At 62.6% G+C, this 17,538-nt stretch carries 13 protein-coding genes; 2 read left to right on the top strand and 11 right to left on the bottom strand.

Annotated features, from left to right (window positions below; all coding sequences use genetic code 11):
- Positions 1–41 precede the first annotated feature (41 nt).
- The 8 genes from AB4Y97_RS00485 to AB4Y97_RS00450 form a co-directional block, all read right to left on the bottom strand.
- Entirely contained in the window at positions 42–2,180 is a 2,139-nt protein-coding gene (locus AB4Y97_RS00485) for a tetratricopeptide repeat protein (RefSeq protein ID WP_441997027.1), read from the bottom strand.
- Complete coding sequence (locus AB4Y97_RS00480; RefSeq protein WP_441997026.1) at positions 2,171–3,268, bottom strand: glycosyl hydrolase family 8; 1,098 nt, start codon at positions 3,266–3,268, stop codon at positions 2,171–2,173. Before AB4Y97_RS00480 ends, AB4Y97_RS00485 begins: the two co-directional genes overlap by 10 nt.
- A complete protein-coding gene (locus AB4Y97_RS00475; RefSeq protein ID WP_441997025.1) occupies positions 3,265–5,871 on the bottom strand; it encodes a cellulose biosynthesis cyclic di-GMP-binding regulatory protein BcsB in 2,607 nt (868 codons plus the stop codon). The genes AB4Y97_RS00480 and AB4Y97_RS00475 overlap by 4 nt, the downstream gene beginning before the upstream one ends.
- A 9-nt stretch (positions 5,872–5,880) precedes the next feature.
- Complete coding sequence (gene bcsA / locus AB4Y97_RS00470; protein ID WP_441997024.1) at positions 5,881–8,094, bottom strand: UDP-forming cellulose synthase catalytic subunit; 2,214 nt, start codon at positions 8,092–8,094, stop codon at positions 5,881–5,883.
- A gap of 125 nt (positions 8,095–8,219) precedes the next feature.
- Positions 8,220–9,044: a cellulose biosynthesis protein BcsN gene (bcsN, locus tag AB4Y97_RS00465; RefSeq protein WP_441997023.1), complete on the bottom strand. Its 825-nt coding sequence runs from the start codon at positions 9,042–9,044 to the stop codon at positions 8,220–8,222.
- A 487-nt stretch (positions 9,045–9,531) separates the two neighbouring features.
- Positions 9,532–10,284, bottom strand: a complete 753-nt coding sequence (locus AB4Y97_RS00460; protein ID WP_441997022.1) for a creatininase family protein — start codon at positions 10,282–10,284, stop codon at positions 9,532–9,534.
- Entirely contained in the window at positions 10,281–11,156 is an 876-nt protein-coding gene (locus AB4Y97_RS00455; protein ID WP_441997021.1) for a Rid family hydrolase, read from the bottom strand. Before AB4Y97_RS00455 ends, AB4Y97_RS00460 begins: the two co-directional genes overlap by 4 nt.
- Before the next feature lie 11 nt (positions 11,157–11,167).
- On the bottom strand, positions 11,168–12,313 hold the full coding sequence (locus AB4Y97_RS00450) for a mandelate racemase/muconate lactonizing enzyme family protein (RefSeq protein WP_441997020.1): 1,146 nt from the start codon (positions 12,311–12,313) through the stop codon (positions 11,168–11,170).
- Between the two features lie 151 nt (positions 12,314–12,464).
- Between AB4Y97_RS00450 and AB4Y97_RS00445 the strand changes: the two genes are divergently transcribed.
- Positions 12,465–13,241 carry an SDR family oxidoreductase gene (locus AB4Y97_RS00445; protein ID WP_441997019.1) on the top strand — a complete coding sequence of 259 codons (777 nt, stop codon included), beginning with the start codon at positions 12,465–12,467 and terminating at the stop codon, positions 13,239–13,241.
- 248 nt (positions 13,242–13,489) lie between these two features.
- Entirely contained in the window at positions 13,490–14,512 is a 1,023-nt protein-coding gene (gene trpS, locus AB4Y97_RS00440; protein ID WP_441997018.1) for a tryptophan--tRNA ligase, read from the top strand.
- 36 nt (positions 14,513–14,548) lie between these two features.
- On the opposite strand, the gene AB4Y97_RS00435 is transcribed toward trpS, so the two are convergent.
- Genes AB4Y97_RS00435 through AB4Y97_RS00425 form a run of 3 tightly spaced genes read right to left on the bottom strand, consistent with a single transcriptional unit; the run spans position 14,549 to position 17,443 of the window.
- Positions 14,549–15,433 carry a MurR/RpiR family transcriptional regulator gene (locus AB4Y97_RS00435; RefSeq protein ID WP_441997017.1) on the bottom strand — a complete coding sequence of 295 codons (885 nt, stop codon included), beginning with the start codon at positions 15,431–15,433 and terminating at the stop codon, positions 14,549–14,551.
- 19 nt (positions 15,434–15,452) lie between these two features.
- Positions 15,453–16,445, bottom strand: coding sequence for a hypothetical protein (locus AB4Y97_RS00430; protein WP_441997016.1), 993 nt, complete (start codon positions 16,443–16,445; stop codon positions 15,453–15,455).
- 26 nt (positions 16,446–16,471) lie between these two features.
- On the bottom strand, positions 16,472–17,443 hold the full coding sequence (locus tag AB4Y97_RS00425) for an extracellular solute-binding protein (RefSeq protein WP_441997015.1): 972 nt from the start codon (positions 17,441–17,443) through the stop codon (positions 16,472–16,474).
- Positions 17,444–17,538 lie beyond the last annotated feature (95 nt).

Raw genomic sequence — 17,538 nt, 5'->3', positions numbered from 1 at the left:
CGGGGCCTGCAACACCTGTTCTGTCGGCGGCAGGCGGGCGCTCAGTATTGCCGGATCGGCCGGGTCGCTTCCATGATGGCGTTCAGCCCGACATTCGCATCGTTGGAATAGCCGGTTCTGTGAACGGCGCGGAAGATCTTTTCCGCGTCTTCGTAGCGTCCGAGCTTGAAGTAGGACCAGCCGCGCAGGAGCATCAGGTCGTTCTGCTCGGGCACGATCCGCGCCCGTTCTCCCAGGGCGAGGATGACCTCCACCCAGCGGCCGTCCCGATAGGCGGCGACGGCGCGCTGCGCGAGGATGGTGGCGCCAAGTTCGGCTCTGCGCGTGGCTGTCTGCGGGGCTTCGGCCGCGGCGACGGCGGCCTCCGAGGTCAGGTCCTTGCGGAGATAGGCCAGCGACTTGCCGTAGGCTGCTTCCTCACGGGTCTTTGCGCTGCCTCGCCTGATGGCCTGATCGAAGGCAGCGACCGCTTCCATGGGACGGTTGAGTTCCATCAGGCACCAGCCGAGGCCTAAGGCCGCATCCGCAGAGAGCGTGCTCGGATCGCGCGTCACGGTGCAATTGCGCCGTCCGCCGCCCGACCGGGCGGGGCCGCGTTTGGATTGGAGACTGCTTTCCTGCCGTACGACCATGCGGTCATAGGCGGCGATGCGCGCTTCTTCGACCTGGCGTGAGCTTTCACTCGTCGAGGGTGCGGCCGGCACGGTCACGGCCGGCTGCGGGGCAGGTTGGGCCGCGATCGGCTGTGTAGCGACAGGCTGGCTTCCGGCCGGTACCGTGCGGTCCCGGGTGATTCCATCCGCGAGATCGGCGATGCGCTGCGAACGGGCTCTCCATTGGGCGGTGATGGCATTGAAGCGACTGCGATCATTCAGGCGCTGGCTCGAAAGGGCGACGCCATAAGCCGAGGGCTCGTCGTCTGCCTTCCAGTTCAAGGCCTCGTCGAACCATTCCCGTGCGGATCGGAACTGCCCGGTATTGTAGGAATACCAGCCGAGGGCCTGAGCGCCGTTGACGAAGCGTTCCTTGGCGATCGGGGGAATGACGCGCGCGATCACCTTCGATTCGAGCCGGGGCGGCGGATCCTGGCTCAAGAGGGCCGTCGCCACGTCGAGATAGACCTTCATGTTCTCCGGGGCCTTGTCGCGCCATTCATAAGCGAAGGCTTCGGCATCCGCGAAGCGGTTGAGGTCTCTCAAGGACAGGGCATATCCCTCGGCCGCCTTCGGGCCGCCGTTGCGGTCGAGCGCGGTCTTGAACCACTCCAGAGCCTTCTCGGTATTCTTGTGGTGATAGCTGTAATAGCCGAGCAGAAGCGCGTTGCCGGGCTCGCTCTCGTTCTCGGCCAGCCTTTCGACGAGCGCGAGATCCTCTGCGGAGGCTGTGAGCTTGCCGTCCGTCGAAGCGCGCTCGACCCGGCGGCGAGCCAACTCGTCGCGGACCGTACTGAAATCGTCCGATTGGTTGCCGCCCGTGCGCTCGAACTTGAGTAGGTCCGTCACCTGCGGCTCGGGCAGCAGGGCAAGCGCTTTCTGCAGGGTTCCGAGACGCTCCGCAGGGTTGGTGCAGGTGCTCAGGACATAAGTGTAGACGTCCTGTGTCCTGTTGGCCTGGTTGGACTTGGCGAAAGCCTCGGCGACGCGCCACAGGGAATCTACATTGGCGCAGGTCAGGAGAGACGGTGTTTCGGTCGCGATGGAAAGAACCGTGCGCCACTGACCGTTATCGGAAGCGTTCGCCAGCCGGCGCCGCGCGTCGGCGACGTCGAGGGCGGTGATGAGATCCGGCGGTGGCTTCCACTGCGGATCGGCGGCCTGTCGCGCGGCGATGGCGGCTCTCGCCTCGCTGATGCGGCTCTCCGTATAGAGATTCCAGAGCCGGTCGACTTCGGGATCGTTGACTTGCCCGCCGCCACCGACCAATTGGGAGAGGTTGGACGGGGGCGTCCAATCGGGATAAAGGGCGCGCAGCCGCGCGATTTCCGCATCCACGCGACGCGTGTCGCCTTGCGATGCGAAGTACCGCAGCGCGGATTCGTCCACTTGCGGACGCGGAGAAGTCGCAGGTGTGGCAGGGGCAGCATCAGGCGTCTGGCGAGGGGGAGCCACGCCAGATTGGGCCAGAGCCGCAAAGGCCAAGCCGCCAACCGCCATTGCCATGATGCCACGTGCTAGAGACATTGCGGATATTTTTCACCGATCAGTGACATGGACAGCAGATAAAGGGTTGCCGGGTAATAGAGATTCGGCTCGAACGTCTTCAGCGCATCCGGAACCTTCGTTCCATCGAGCGCACAGGCGAGCGTGGCGGACAGGGCAACATAGCCTTGATCCGTCAGGTGCTCCTCCACCTCACCGGTCAAGACATTGATAACGGCGACGCCTTCCTTGTCCGTGATCCAACGCTGTTTGAGCGTTTTCAGCCACTCCATGTCGGACATCCCTGCCCTCAATAAGTAAAGAGGTATTCTTAACGAGTTGTAACCGAACTCAGGGGGAAAGCCGTCCGCCGTGCGCGGCTGCTGTCGGTTGCGGATGGAGATCCAGTCGGCGGGAAGATGCGTTCTTCCGGCGGTTGCCAGCCGCAGCAGCGTCACGCCGTCACGCCAGACGCCGCTCCAGTCGAATTCCGGCGCGAGCGTCGCCAGCACGGGAAGGGCTTCGAAGACCCAGTAGGAGAGATTGACCACGGGACCATCCGGACGATCGGCCTGGCTGAATCCCTTCACGCCCGGGAGCAGGAGGACGAAGCCGGGATTCCGGCTGATCGTGGTCTTGCCGATGGCTCGGGCCAGCTTCTGTGCCGCCTGCGTGTAACGCTGATCCTGCCAGGCCGTGCCCGCCTTCGCGAGGGCGTAGGCGATGAGGATATCGCCGTCGGCGGCGTTGTTGCGGTCGGTCACATGGGGCGTGGCACTGGGGTCCCACTTCCAGACCGCGAGCCCGTCGTCGCGGATCAGGAATTCGGTGAGCGTGAAGTTCCAGATCTTCTCGAAGGTCAATCTGTCACCCGCGGCGAAGGCCAGCAGCAGGCCGTAGCCCTGGCCTTCGCTGTGACTGATATTGCCGTTCGCGTTGTCGATGATGCGGCCGCTATCTTCCACGAAGCGGGAGCGGTAGGCCTCCCAGTCGGAGGATGAGACGAAGCCTGCGACGTTCAGCGGCTCCACGGTTGCGCTCCTTGCGGGTTGCACCGCGCCGAGCAGAATGAAAAGCGCGGCCATGGACAAGGACAGGAAACATGACGCCGCATTCATGTCTCTGCTCATCGGTCGCGCCCCAGACGGTTCAGCAGGAGATAGGTGGCCGCGCCTAGCAGCGTGCAGCACGCCACGATCAAAAGGGCATATTGCAGAATATTGACCGACATCCAGTTCGCCGCGACGAGCCGTAGGTTCCAGAGCGAGAAGAGCTGGGTCGGCACGAAGGTGAAACTGTCGATCGGCTGGATGTCGAGTTTGTCCTCGGTCGGATCGAGAGATACGATCCGGCCGGAGACTTGTGGCCACAGCATCGGGCTTGTGAGCCGGGCCATTTCGGCGGCAAGGGCCTCTTCCGTCCGTGCAGTCACCAACGTGCGGGTGCCCGTTCCATCCGCGCGGCTCTGTGCCAGGAGAAGAGAGGTGCGCTGCAGCGGTTCGTAGGGCCTGTCCCCTTGGTCCTCGAGGGCGAGTTTGGCAACCGACAGATTGAAGGTTCCCTCCATCCACGTCGTGAAGGATTCCATCGTCCGCTGCAGGAAGCCGCGCTTCTGAAGGGTTTCCAGCCAACGCTGGCGAATCTCGTCGGTCGAAGCTTGATCGGCCTGATCCGCGGCAACCTTGCTGGTGGAGATGGCCGTAATCGTTTTCGTCGGTGCCTGGCTTGCAGTATCGGGCTTGGTCCCCGTGGGGAGGGACCAGTTCGGGGCCGGTGTCGATTGCCAGAGCGTCCGCAGATTTTCCGAGACGTTCACTCGCCCGAGCACACCTGCAGGAAGCTGGTCGACGGCGCCGATATGGATCACCGAATGGTCTCCGGCGCTTGCGGCATTGACGAAATAGGCCCGCACCGGTGTGGTGCCATCCCGTGCCATGCGTGCGAGAAGAGTACCGGCCGCCGAGTAATTCAGAGCATCCTGACGCGCCAGAACGACCGCTGCCGGGATTTCGCCATAGGGGAAACCGCCCGAGCTCAGGGTCGCGAGATCGGGCATGCGCCCGATACGTCCGAAATTCGGGATGTAGAAGGAGGTGGTGTCGAACAGAACGAAACGGTTCGCGTCCGAGAGCGTTTCGCCGGGCGCGCAACGCTCGTCGGAGGCGGTAAGGATAATGGTTTCAAATGTGACGTGATTGATGCCCGATTTGAAATTCCGCATCGGGATCCGAATCGGATAACGGCGGAAGACATCGCCGCGCGAGGTGATCGTCATCGTCGCGCTGATGCGGCCATTCACGTAGATGTCCACATGGCTGCCCGGTTGCACTGCAGGCGTATGCGCGGCATCGAGATAAAGGGTCGCCTCGCCGTAATCGGTGGCGTAGAAATCCGACGGGAGATTGATCGCGAACCGGGCCCGGAACCGCCGTCCGGAAAATTCCTGCGTGGGAATGCCGAAATCCGCGAAACGGATCGCACGTGCGCTGCGGAGGGTCGGGGTCTCCGGCCAGAGCCAGGATGCGGTGTCGACCGTTCTCCGCTCGGCGCTACTGGCATTGAGCACCGACGCGCCGACGATGTTGATGGCGCTGTCGAGATCGTTCCAGCTCGGGCCAGAGACGAGCAGAAGCGGGGCCGTGGAGCCGGGATCCTGCATCATCAGCGCCAGCGGCTGGGTCGATGCGGCATCGGGCACGGCAGCCATGAGGCCGCGCAATTCGCTGGCGATGCCCATGACGACCTTGATCGTGCCGACAGGAGAGGGGCCCGGATCGGTTTCCACTACCTGGATCACCGGATGGGCATAGCGGCCGCGCAAAGCGACAAGTTGAACCAGGCGCAGCAGGCGATCGCGAATTTCCGGCCGGAAGATTCGCGGCGCGACCACACGGATGGTCGTCACGCCGTGGGCATCGAGACCGACGGCGGCAAGATCCTCCAGGCTGCGGATGGTGCGGGAGGTGCCTTCCGTGAACATGAGACTCGTGGACGCTGAGTCGAGTTCCGTCCAAAGCTCGTAAGTCGCCTTCACCGTGCAATCGGTGCGATGGCGCTGTGTCGCCTCCATGCGGATGATGTTCTGCCCGCCTCTGAGAAGGCCGGGCCGGACCGGAACCACGACGCGCTTGATGCCCTGCGAGGACACGATGGGGAGCTCGGCGACCGTTTCTCCGTTGATTACCACGCGCAGTTTCGATGCCTCGGGCATGACCACGACGGCATTCTGGTATCCTACCGACAGGCTAGATCCGCTCGCGGCCTCATCCTGCGTCAGAAAGAACACCCAGCTTCTCGTATCGACCTCACCTTCGAACCGGATGGTCTCGAAGGGCAGGATTGGCCGGTTGACGCCGCGCACCGGCGCTGCGGCGTTTGCCGCTTGAGGGAAAGGCTGGGTTGCCCGCGCCGGATTTCCCCCCGCCTGTGCCGGGGGCCGGGCCGGCTGGGGCGCCATCTCGAAAGGAGAAGTGGGGGGCGGGGACTGTGTTTGGGACGGCGTGTACGCCGTCGTCGGGGCGGACGGCATTGCAGGCTGAGCCTTCATGCCGAAAGGCGAAGCGGCAGCGGGCGGCTGCGCCGGGGGCTGGGGCTGCGAAGGCGGTGCAGCCGGTGTTGCGGGCGCTGCGCCCGGCCTGTCCGGCGTCATGTTGAAAGGGGCCGCCTGTGCAAGGGCGGGCCCTGCGGCGAAAGCCTCGATCGCGAGGAGGAGAGGGATCAGAAACGCGCGCAAGACCAGCCCCTACTTCGCTATCGATGCCGGCTCGGCGGCCGTGTTGACGGCCGGAGCCGGCGATTGCGATGCACCGAGCTTCTGAAGGCCGAAAAGATAGGCCAGGCCGCGCCCTGTCTGGTAGATCGCGACGGTGAGGAACCACAGGGTGCCGCGCAGGATGCCGATATCCTGATGGCGCCGCTTCTGGAACTCGCTCCACTGATCGGCATTGGCGAAAACCAGATCGGCGATCAATTGATGGTGCTCGGGTGTTTCGGTCAGGAAACGGCAGCCGATGAGAACGCCTTTCTCGTCCATGCTCATCTTCCGTACCTCCATCGGCAGCTGGTTGATGGGCAGTTTGGAATAAGGGGTGAACTCGAGCGTGCCGAGCGCGCCCTTCTTGAGGCCCGGCAGGCCGGACTGGGACAGGCGAAGGCTTGCGCCGCCGACCGAGACATCCTGAATCATGGCATCGACGATCTTGTCGCCCATGATGAAGCGGCTCGGTCGCTGCGAGCGTATCCGATGGCTCTGGCGGCGCGTCCCGCGTTCCGACACGACTCCGAGGGCACAGCCTGCGATGATGAGGTTGAGCAGGTTCCATGCGCCCGTCACGAGAGTGACGTCGGCCTTGTAGGGCTCCGCCCAGATCCGCACGGCGGTGGCGATCACGCCGAGCACGAGAATGCCGAAGATGACGAAGAAGGGCGCGCCCAGCTCCGAGACCCGGCTTTGGATCATGGATTCGTTCTTGGCCGTGACCTTGAAGGTCGGCTTGCTCGGATTGGCGATGACGGACAGGATGGCCGGCAGCAGATAGACCGTCTGGATGAATTCATAAAGATCAGAGATCCACGGCCAGCGATAGCGGCCGTAGAGATAGTTCTGCATCATGAAGTTCACCATCATGTAGGTCGAGGTATAGGCGAGGAACTCGCCGCCCGACGCGGTGAAGATCTCCAGCGAAAAGAACAGGTAGCAGAGCGGGGAAACCAGGAAGAAGAACCGCGTGAGCGGGAAAAACCAGAACAGCGTGCTCGACATGTAGCACAGGCGTTGCGGCAGCTTGAGGCCGCGCTTGAACGGCGGGAAGCGATAGCGCATGATCTGCATCATGCCCTGCGCCCAGCGTGAGCGCTGGCCGATGAAGCTGGCGAAGCTGTCCGGCTGCAGGCCCGCAATCAGCGGCTTGTCCACGTAGATGCTCTTCCAGCCACGGGAATGGAGTTCGAGCGCGGTCTCGCAATCCTCCGTGATGCTGATGCCGCTGAACCCGTTTGTCTCCTGCAGCGCCTCACGCCGGAGCACGGCGGCTGATCCGCAGAAGAACGCCGCGTTCCATTTGTCGAGGCCGCGCTGGATGATGCCGTAGAACATCTCGTTCTCAGATGGCATCGTCTGGAAGGTTCCCAGGTTTCGCTCGAGCGGATCGGGATTGATGAAGAAATGCGGGGTCTGGACGAGAAACAGGTTTTTCTCGGTGCTGAAATAGCCGACCGTTTCCTCGAGGAAGCTGCGTGCGGGCGCGTGATCCGCATCGAACACGGCGATCAGATCGCCCGTCGAGTGTTCGAGAGCGTTGTTGAGATTGCCTGCCTTGGCATGCAGGTTCTTCGTGCGGGTCAGATAATTGACGCCGAGCGCGGCGCAGAGCGCCTGCAATTCGGCGCGCCGCTCGCGCGCCTCCGCCGCCTGGGTCTTGTCGAGGGATTCGCATTTCTGGTCGGTGCCGCCGTCGTCCAGAAGCCAGACGGTCATTTTGTCCGCCGGGTAGTTCATGGCCTTCGCCGCAGCGAGGGTCGTGGCGAGCAGGCTGGCGCTTTCATTATAGGAGGGAACGAAAACATCGACCGACGGCAGGTTTTCCTCATCGATCATGGGCGGCCGGCGCGAGGGCAGGGGACTCGAGACCACGAACAGGCTGAGGAACAACATCATGACGCAGTACATCTCGGCGATGTAGAGCAGGATCGCCGGGATGTAGTTGGCAAGTTCGTTGATGGGCGGAAGCGTGTTGGTGGTTCGCCAGAAAACGTAACGCAGGACGATCGCCGTGCCGAGCGAGAGTGCGACGAGGCGCCAGATCCCCTGAGCCCGAAAGAATTTCAGGACGATCATGCAGGCGACGACGACAAGGCCTGCGATGAGATGCGCTTGGAGACTGATAGGCAAGGCAACCAATACGAGGATCAAGGTCGCCGCCACGGCCCAGAAGGCCACAATAAGACCCTTCTTCATCAGTCCCCGATCTCTATTCATGTTTCTTTATGGCAGGTGCTACGCATAATCTAAGCTTACGTAACGGTCTATCGCTATCTCAGCCATTTCTATTCTATGGTTAGAGACTGATATAATGCATCGGATCAGGGCGGAGGCGGCACCACGGGGTAGCCACTGAGCGGCGCCTGAGGTTCCGCCTGAGGCGGGAGAACGGTATCTTTCGTAACGATTCTGGCCGATGGCTGGCTGATGACGGCCGGCCGGCCCTTCGGCGGCGGGACCGGTGCCCCGCCCGATGCGCCGATTCCGATCGGGTAAAGGGGGGCATCGATCTGGCCGAGCTGCAGCGGAACGGGCGGCGGGCTGCCGTAGGGGTTCCAATCCAAGGACGAGAAATAGGCCGAGATCGTGAAGGCATACATGCTGCGGAGCAGCTGCTCTTCGGTCGCATCGGCGTCGCACAGGCGCAGCCGGATGGAGATGATGCCGCCTGGGGTGAGAATGGCCGGCTTGTTCGGCTCGATTTCCTGCCAGGCATAGAGACACAGATCCCCCGACCCCGAGCGCCCTGTGGCAAATCCGAAGGGGCCGTACTTGTTCTGGACGTAATAAAGGGATGTCTGCATCTCGATGCCGGGAAGCCGTTCTTCCATCTCGCCCTGAAGCCGCTCGGGGGTGATCCGCCTGACTTTGGCGACATCGTCGATCTCGGATGACACCTCCAAGTCGTTGACCATGCTGGCATAGAAGGCGTTCTGGCCTGTCGTCACCGAGGCCGTCGACAAGGCGATCTCCTGGGCAATGCCGTTCTGATAGGCGCGCTGCAGAACCGCGACCACGGCCGGCCCGCCGGGTGGCGGCAGGATCATCGCCTTAGAGGCCGGAACCTCCGTCATGAGCGTCGCGAAGCGCAAGCCCGATTGGGTCGAGCAGCCGGCCAAAGCCACGGATGCTGCGACGGCGAACATCCTGATTGCACCAAGAAGGCGTCTGCAGGCAGGACGAGACCGTCCATAGCGTTCCTGGGCGCCGAGGCTTGTCCGATTCTGGGGCTGCGAAAGGGTCATGAACCTGGAGATGAATCTGGCGTCGACGGGTCAGCTGAGGCGGGCGCAGCGGGGAGAGGTTTGCATGATGTCCTCTTCTCGGATCAGCGGCGCCATCAACGGAATGCTTAACCAGACATGGGCGAACATAGTTAACGAAGGGTAAGCTTCGCCCGAAAAGACTTCCTTCTCGTCCTCGCCAGGATCCGATCATAGTGCATAAGTAATTGCAAAATAAGGTGTTTCGGATTTATAGGAATGTTTGTAATTCTCTAAAAAGAAACGTCAGAACTCAACGGCGAAACTCGAAATCATGGGTGCGGCGACTGGAGTCGCATCGGAGGCATCTGACGGATTCGCGTGAGCGAAGATTCGCTCCCGGAGCGCCATCGTCCCGGGAGCCGTTGTCTTATTTCATCGTGCCGACGATCTCGGCCAAGGCGTCGACCACGATCCGGCTGATCGCGGCGCCCTTTTCCGCCGAGGCGAAGCTCGGATCGCCGACGACGCCCGTGCCGCCGGACAATTCCGCCATGGTGCGGAACAGGGAGCCGCAGCCGCCGCGCAGAAGGTCGGAATTGGCCCAGTCATGGGTCATCACATGGGTGCGCCCGGCGACCAGATCCTTGCGCACGCTCGACGGGTCGATGTGCAGCATCAGCGAGGTTTCGAATTCGCAGGCATGACCGACGCCGCCGAAGCTGCTCTCCTGTAACTTCAGCAGCGCATCGGTGGCGATGCGCCACCACGTGAGCAGGCCGATCCGGCAATTCCGATGACGGGCGCCGAAGCTTTCCAGGATGACCTGGCCGATGGCTTGGTTGCCGCCGTGGCTGTTGAGCAGGAGAATATTGGTGAAGCCGTGGGCGGCGACCGAATTGAGGATGTCAGTCACATAGGCGAGCATGGTCGGATGCTGGACGGTGAGCGTGCCGACGAAATCCATGTGGTGCTCGGAGGCGCAGACCACGACCGGCGGCAGGATCAGCACCTTGTCGCCGAGCCGCTTGTCGAGCTCCTCCAGGAAATGGCCGCCGATGCGCGCATCGGTGTCGAGAGGTAGGTGCGGTCCATGCTGCTCGATGGCGGCGATGTTCATGATGACCGGAATGGAGCGGTCGAGCGCCCCGATCTCGAGCGTCGTGAGTTTCTCCCACCTCATGGCTTCACCGCCCAGAGTTCGATCTCAACCACGAAGTCCCGTAGCAGCTTCGTCTCGACGGCCGTTCTGACCGGAAGGGGCGGGGGCATCATCTCGGCATAGATTTCATTGAAAGCGGGCCAGTCGTTCAGATCGGTCATATAGACGTTGACCTTGAACACATCGGCGAGGCTGCATCCTGCATTGCGCAGCTGCATGGCGCAGTTCTCGATCGTCACCCGCGCCTGGGTACGGATATCGGAGCCGATGGTCTTTCCATCCGGCCCTACGGCGGCCTGACCGGAAACCACGACGATCTTGCCGGGCGCGACCTCGATCACGGGAGAATAGGGACCGTTGCCGGGGGCTTGCGTCGCGGCAGGCGCACGCTTGACGGGCTCCGAGACATTGCGGCTTCCCATGGGATTCGGCAGGTAGCCGAGGAAGCCTGCGATGCGCCAGCGTCCTTCGATGCGACGGCAGAAATATTGGGTCTGCCAGCGCAGGGTGACGGCCTCGCCGTCGTTCAGCCGGATCGCGCCATCGAACTTTTTCCGTGCCAGCGCGAAATCACCCATGATCTCGATGTCGCGCAACGTTGTGAGCGCGAAGATGGATCGGCGAAGCTCTCCGTCCGCAATGCGGCCCTTGAGTTCCTTGGCCCCGCTGAGCCATGCCTCGCGATAGCGGGCGATGTCCGCATAGGTGACGCGCCAGCTATCCGGGTTGTCGGAAAACCGCGCGTCGATGCCGAAGAAGAGATCGGGCGCGAAGTCCCGGAAATGCGCGTCCCAGTCGCCGGCGACGAAAGCGTCGATGTCGCGATGGACGAGCATTTCCCAGATGGCATGGCGCGCCTCGTCGGCGGGTGGAAACGGATTCATGTCGGACATGGAGGCCCCCTTTATCGGATCGTGCGCTCGGACACCTTGAAGCGGCGGATCGCCTCTTCGTCGAGCTCGATGCCGAGGCCCGGGCCCTCCGGCACACGGATATGCGGCGGCTCGATGGTCAGCGGCGTCTTGAGCAGGTCGTGCGAGCGGATCATGCGGCCGAAGATGTCGCTTGGCCAGATGCAGCTCGCGGCAGCCGCAGACTGATGTACATACATCGCTTCGAGAATGCCGAGATCGACCTCGGAGCCGTGCCAGCAGGGAAGCCCGGCCATGGTGGCGAGATCGGCGAGCGACTTGAACTTGGCGAGGCCGCCATTGAAGTTGAAACCGTCGACCGCGCCATGCGCAATGGCATTCACCGCCTCATAGGGGCGCTGGCCCTGGAAAACGTAGGGCAGCGACACGTGCAGCGCGATGGGGATCGCGCTGAACTGGCGGAGATTCGCGTAATCCTGGATCATCCAGCGCTGGATCGGGTCCTCGAGGAGCAGAACGTTACCGATCTTCTCCAGTTCTCGGATGATCGGCCGGGCATTGCCCGAGTTTTCCCAGCGCTGGTTGGGATCGAAGATCACCTTCATGCCGGGAGCATGTTTCTTGATCTCTATGCACCAGGCGACGACGTCGTCCTCAAGATCGCATTTGAACTTGATACAGTCGAAGCCCTGCTCATGATATTGCCTCACCCAGGGGCCGATCTCCTCCACCGTGCGGTGGCTCGACCATGCACTGATCTTTACATGCCGGCGCACGGCGCCGCCGAGCAGGCGGTGAAGCGGTACGCCGAGCGACTTGGCATAGGCATCCCAGATCGCGCATTCGAATCCGTCATATTCTCGGCACAGGGCAATGGGCAGGTCCTGCAGAGGCATGTCGGCGATGCTCTGGCCGAGGAGCAGGTTCGAAATGCCCTCGATGGTCGCCCAGTTGTGGTCGCGATAGAATTCCGACAGGCCGACGGTGCCGTCTTTGAGCGTCATGCGCATGATCAGCTTCGGCAATGCGTCGAATTGCACCGACCAGGCCTGCTTGCCGCCGACGGGCAGCATATGGAGCGGCTTGTTCAGGCTTTCCGAATTGATCACGCCGGGATGGGCGGGAACGATCACCTCTTCGAAATCGAGGCGGACGATGGTTTTTTCGTTTAAATCCATGAGGCACCGGGAGGAATGAGGGCCATGAGACTAGGATCAAAAAAGTAGTTTAACAACGCGATTCATCGATAAAATTTGTTCCCGCCATGCCGGATTTTCACCGAGCTACATTTTCGCTATAGAAGGGCAGGGACGAGCGGGGACGACCGGCATGAGCCAGACCATCATCGTGACAGGCGGAGCGGGCGATATCGGGCGGGCGCTCTGCACGCGCTTTCTCAAAGGTGGCCATCGGGTGGCGATGCTCGATCGCGATGAGGCCGCGCTGCGGAAGGCGATGGAGACACTCGGAACGCCTGAAAATCTTATGATCGTCATGGCCGATGTGACGGATCTGGCTTCGGTTACGGAAGCCGTTGCGCAGGTGGATATGCGCCTCGGCTCCGTCGATATCCTCGTCAACAACGCAGGCGGCGTCGTCAGCCCGACGCTTGCCACCACGTCGGAGGCCGATTGGCTTGCCGATATCGAACTCAACCTCAACGGTGCATGGCGTTGCGTGCGCGCGGTGCAGGACGGCATGGTCGCGCGCCGCCGCGGCACGATCCTCAACATCTCGTCGGTCAATGGCTCGGGCATCTACGGCTACCCGGCCTACAGCGCCGCGAAGGCGGGGCTTGTCCAGCTGACGCGGTTTCTTGCCGTGGAACTCGGCCCCCATGGCATCCGCGCCAATGCCATCGCGCCGGGCAGCGTGAAGACCCAGGCCTGGAAAGCCCGTGTCGAACAGAACCCGGAGATCTTCGAGCGCCTGAAGCGCTGGTATCCCTTGGGCGATATCTGCGTGCCCGAGGACATCGCCGGCGTCGCCGCCTTCCTGATCGGTCCCGACGCACGGATGATCACGGGCGCGGTCCTTCCGGTCGATGGAGGATTGTCCGTGGGCTCAACCACCATGGCGCGCGAATTCTGCGGCGCGGAGTTTTAAGAACCTGACTGGAAACGCCGCGGCCAGCCCCTTCCGGCGCGAAGGGCTTGTCATGAGCCGGTCGCCTGTGGCATTCCAGGGGCATGACAGACGTTGCCAAAACGACCAAAGCCCTCTGGTGGCGCTCCTTGTAAGGAGCGGCACGTCGTCATGTCATGAAAACGACCGTTGCCGCCGTGGTTCGGCAGGCGCGGTTTTTCCTCCCAAGCAGTCTTTCGATCACGGCGGCTCCCCTTTGGAGAGGCCCTATGCCTGCGACAGACGAAAAGCGTCCCATCATCCTCACGGGAGACCGGACGACCGGCCCCCTGCATCTCGGACATTATGTCGGATCGCTGAAGAACCGCGTCGCTCTTCAGCACACGCACCGCCAGTTCCTGCTTCTTGCCGATACCCAGGCCCTGACGGACAATGCGCATGATCCGGAGAAGGTGCGTCGGAATGTGATCGAGGTTGCGCTCGATTATCTGGCGGTCGGGATCGACCCCGGCCTGTCGACGATCTGCGTACAATCCGGCCTGCCGGCCCTCGCCGAGCTCAGCATGCTCTATCTGAATTTCGTCACCGTGGCCCGGCTCGAGCGGAATCCGACGATCAAGGATGAGATCCAGGCGCGCGGATTCGGCAGGGATATCCCGGCCGGGTTCCTCTGCTATCCGGTCGCGCAGGCTGCCGATATCACCGCCTTCAAGGCGCAGGTCGTGCCTGTGGGCGAGGACCAGGCGCCGCTCATCGAGCAGACGAACGAGATCGTTCGCCGCATTAATCGTCAGATCGGGAGAGGCCTCCTGCCCGAGGCGCAAGCCCTCATTCCCGCGATGGGCCGTCTGCCCGGCGTCGACGGGACGGCCAAGATGAGCAAGTCGCAGGGGAATGCGATCCCCCTTTCCGCTTCGTCGGAGGAAATCCGAGATGCAGTGCATCGCATGTATACCGATCCTCACCATCTGCGGGTCAGCGATCCCGGCTCTGTCGAGGGCAATGTCGTCTTCACCTATCTGGATGCGTTCGACGAGGATCGCGCCACGGTCGAGGATCTCAAATCCCGCTACCGGCGCGGCGGCTTAGGCGACATGACCGTGAAGCGCAGGCTCGACGAGGTGCTGCAGGCCGTGCTGGCTCCGATCCGCGAGCGCAGGGCCGCTCTATCGCAGGATCCCGCCTTCGTGCTGGAAATCCTGCGAAGGGGAACGAGGGAGGCACGGGAAACGACGCAGGAGACGCTTGATGAAATTCGCGACGCGCTCGGCCTTTTCGCCCTCGCCGCATGAGCGAGGAGGCCGGGCCGTGCCGGACCGGCGATGTCGTCAATCGCCGATAGGTTGCGCTTCCGTGTGGCCGTGCAGGGCGAGCAGGGTCGTTCTGATACGATGAAGCTTGCGCGCCGAGACCGGCTGCTTCATGGCGCCCACGAGCGCAGAGAGGCAATCGATGACGAGAAGCTGGCCGTAACGGGTGCGGTTCGGAAAGTTGAAATGCACCTCGTCGCCGGGAACGGCGAGTTGCAGCAGTAGGCTCGCGCGCTCGGCAAGCGGGCTCTGCGGCTGCGTGACGGCGATGACGCAGGCGCCCCGGTCGGCGGCGATGCCCGCGGCATCTACAAGCGAACGCGGCTTACCCGTCACTGAAAAAATGATGAAGGCATCGCCCTTGTCGGCAATGGCGGCCAGCATGCGCTGCTTGTAAGGGTCTGCCGAGGCGGTCACGGAAAGGCCGAAACGGAACAGGCGGTTCTCCATCTCCTGCGCCATGATGGCCGAACTGCCGCCGACACCGAGGCAGGTTGTTTTGCCGGCCTTGGCGATGGCGTCCGCCGCCCTCGTCAATGCGTCCTCTTCCAGACCGGCAAAGGCCGTCGCGAGAGCATCGATGCCCGATTGATAGACATGCTGCGCGGTGGTGCCGGCATCCCCCGCCTGCACCTTGCGCTCGGCCTCGATATACATCCGCCCCACCGCGAAATCCTGCGCGAGGCGCATCTTGAAATCGCTGAAGCCGTCGCAGCCGACCCGGCGCGCGAAACGCATCACGGTGGGCTCGCTCACCTCCGCATGGGCCGCAAAGGATTTAATGCTGCTGCGGGTCGTGCCCTCGATATCCTGAAGGACCATGTCGGCCACGCGGCGCTCGGCCTTCTTCAGGTTCGGCGCGATCTGCTCGATGGTTTCGATCAGGGTAGTGGGGCGGTTCATCCCGATATCCCGCGGCTCCCTAGAACCTGATGCCGAGATAGGTCCTGTCATCGGCCCAGGCCGAGGCGGTCGATCCCTTCGGGGAAGGGTATAGAAAAACTTTGGCCGGATCCTCCCGTTCCGCCTCCGCGAACGCCTTTTCCCAGGCCGCGGCGCCGAACCCGTCGCCGGGTTTGAAATAGCCGTCGGAGAAAATTTCGATGGTCTCGACGCTGCCGCGGGGAAGCCGCTCGATGCAGATCATGTTCTCCGGCACCGGGAACCCATCGAGGCAGGGATAGCCGAGGATGGTGGAGGGATCGTTCTGATAGCCGCCCTGGGCATTGACGATGCCGCCGGTGACGAGATGCGTGATAAGATCGCGCGGCACATGTGGCAAGGCCGCGATGTTCGTGTCGATGGCAAGACGCTCGATCCGGGCCATGTCGTCCGCTGTCAGGGCGCCGTTGAAGGCGTCCACCGCCTGTCCCGTGCCATGCCATGTGATGCGGCGCGACAGTTGTTCCTGCAGGGCAGGGTCCTTGGTTCGCTCGCCGATCACGGGCCAGGCCTCCCGGCGCAAAGCCGAGGTGATGAGGTCGAGATCTTTCTCCATGCGAAGAATTTCTCTGCCGTTGATGCGCACGCCGCTGTCGCCGGCCAGGATCACGTCGAGGGTTTTGTCCTGGACCAGCACCAGGGCGAGGGCTGCCCCGAGACGCACGTTCCAGTCGGTCTGCGCCTTCTCGAACATACCGTGCGCCTTGTAGGCGCGTTCGATCTCCAAGGTGAGCGCCCGGACGATGGCTAGGCCGTCGGTGAGCGCATCGGGCGCGCTCAGCATATGCTCGAGCGCGCCCTTGACGATCATGGCCGCATACTGACCGGACAGGACTCCGCCGTACCGGGTTCCGAGCCGGTCCGTGACTCCGTCGATAACCGCGTAGGCGCGGCCCGGCAGAATCACGAGACGGTCCTCGTTGGTGTGAGGCGCGGACGGGTCCTTGGCCTCGGAGAATGCCTCGATCAGCATGATGTCGTCTTTACGCTTTTATAGGATTAGCGGTTCTGCAGAGCCGCCTTCCACTTGGCGATCCACTCGTTGCGGTTCTGGGCCACCTTCTTGATGTCGTAGTCGACGAGCTTGACCTCGCTGATCGGCTTCAGGCCGGCGCCGGTCACGTCCTTGCGCACGGAGCGGCGACCGATCTCGGAGACGAGCTCTTCCTGGACGGGCTTCGACAGCAGCCAGTCGATGAAGACCTTGCCGTTATCCGCATGCGGAGCGCCCTTCACCAGCGCTACGCCGTCCGCAACGGTCGAGGAGCCGTCCTCCGGATAGACGATCGCCACGTTGCCGCCGCCCTTCACGTAGTCGAGGGCATTGTCCTCGAGCGTCAGGCCGACAAGCGCCTCGCCGTCGTTGACGTAGCGCGGAACGGCGCCGGACGAGTCGGACAGGTTCATGTTGGCGAGGGTCTTGTTGTAGACGTCCCAGCCCTTGTCGCCATGGGCGATGAGAACGGTCGCGAGTTGCTGGAACGAGGAGCCGGAAGTGTCAGCGCGGGCGGAGGACACCTTGCCCTTCCATTTCGCGTCACCGAGCTCGGCCCAGGTCTTGGGGTAGTCGGCGGGCTTCAATTCCTTGTTGTTCACCGCCATGACCAGCAGGATGCCGGTATAGGGAATCCATTCCGGGCTGACCTTGTAGGTCTGCAGGATGGCGGCATCATCCTTCGGAGTATAGGTCTGAAGGAGGTCCTTGTTGTCCTCCAGCTGCTCGCCGCCGATGCTCCAGATCACGTCGGCCTTGGGCGCGGATGATTCGGCCTTCACACGCTTGATGATGTCGCCGGAGCCGGCCTTCACCACATCGACCTTGATTCCGGTCGCTTTCTCGAATTTGGGAACTAGCGCATCGACGATCGAAGCCTTATGCGCCGTATAGACGACGACGGACTTGTCCTGCGCCATGGCGGCGACGCTCAGCGACGCCAGCAGGACACCGGCAGTCAAACCAACTTTCAGCATTCCATTCCTCCCCGGATTAGGTAGCAAAGCTACGGCATGTTGCTGAAAGCCATAAGTTTTGTAAAGTCAACGGAACACAAGACGTAGTTATACGA

Origin of the sequence: Microvirga sp. 2TAF3 (genome assembly GCF_052114965.1) — a bacterium.
GTDB lineage: Bacteria > Pseudomonadota > Alphaproteobacteria > Rhizobiales > Beijerinckiaceae > Microvirga.
Note: the sequence above shows the minus strand (reverse complement) of the source record. Positions and strands in the feature narration are given on the sequence as shown.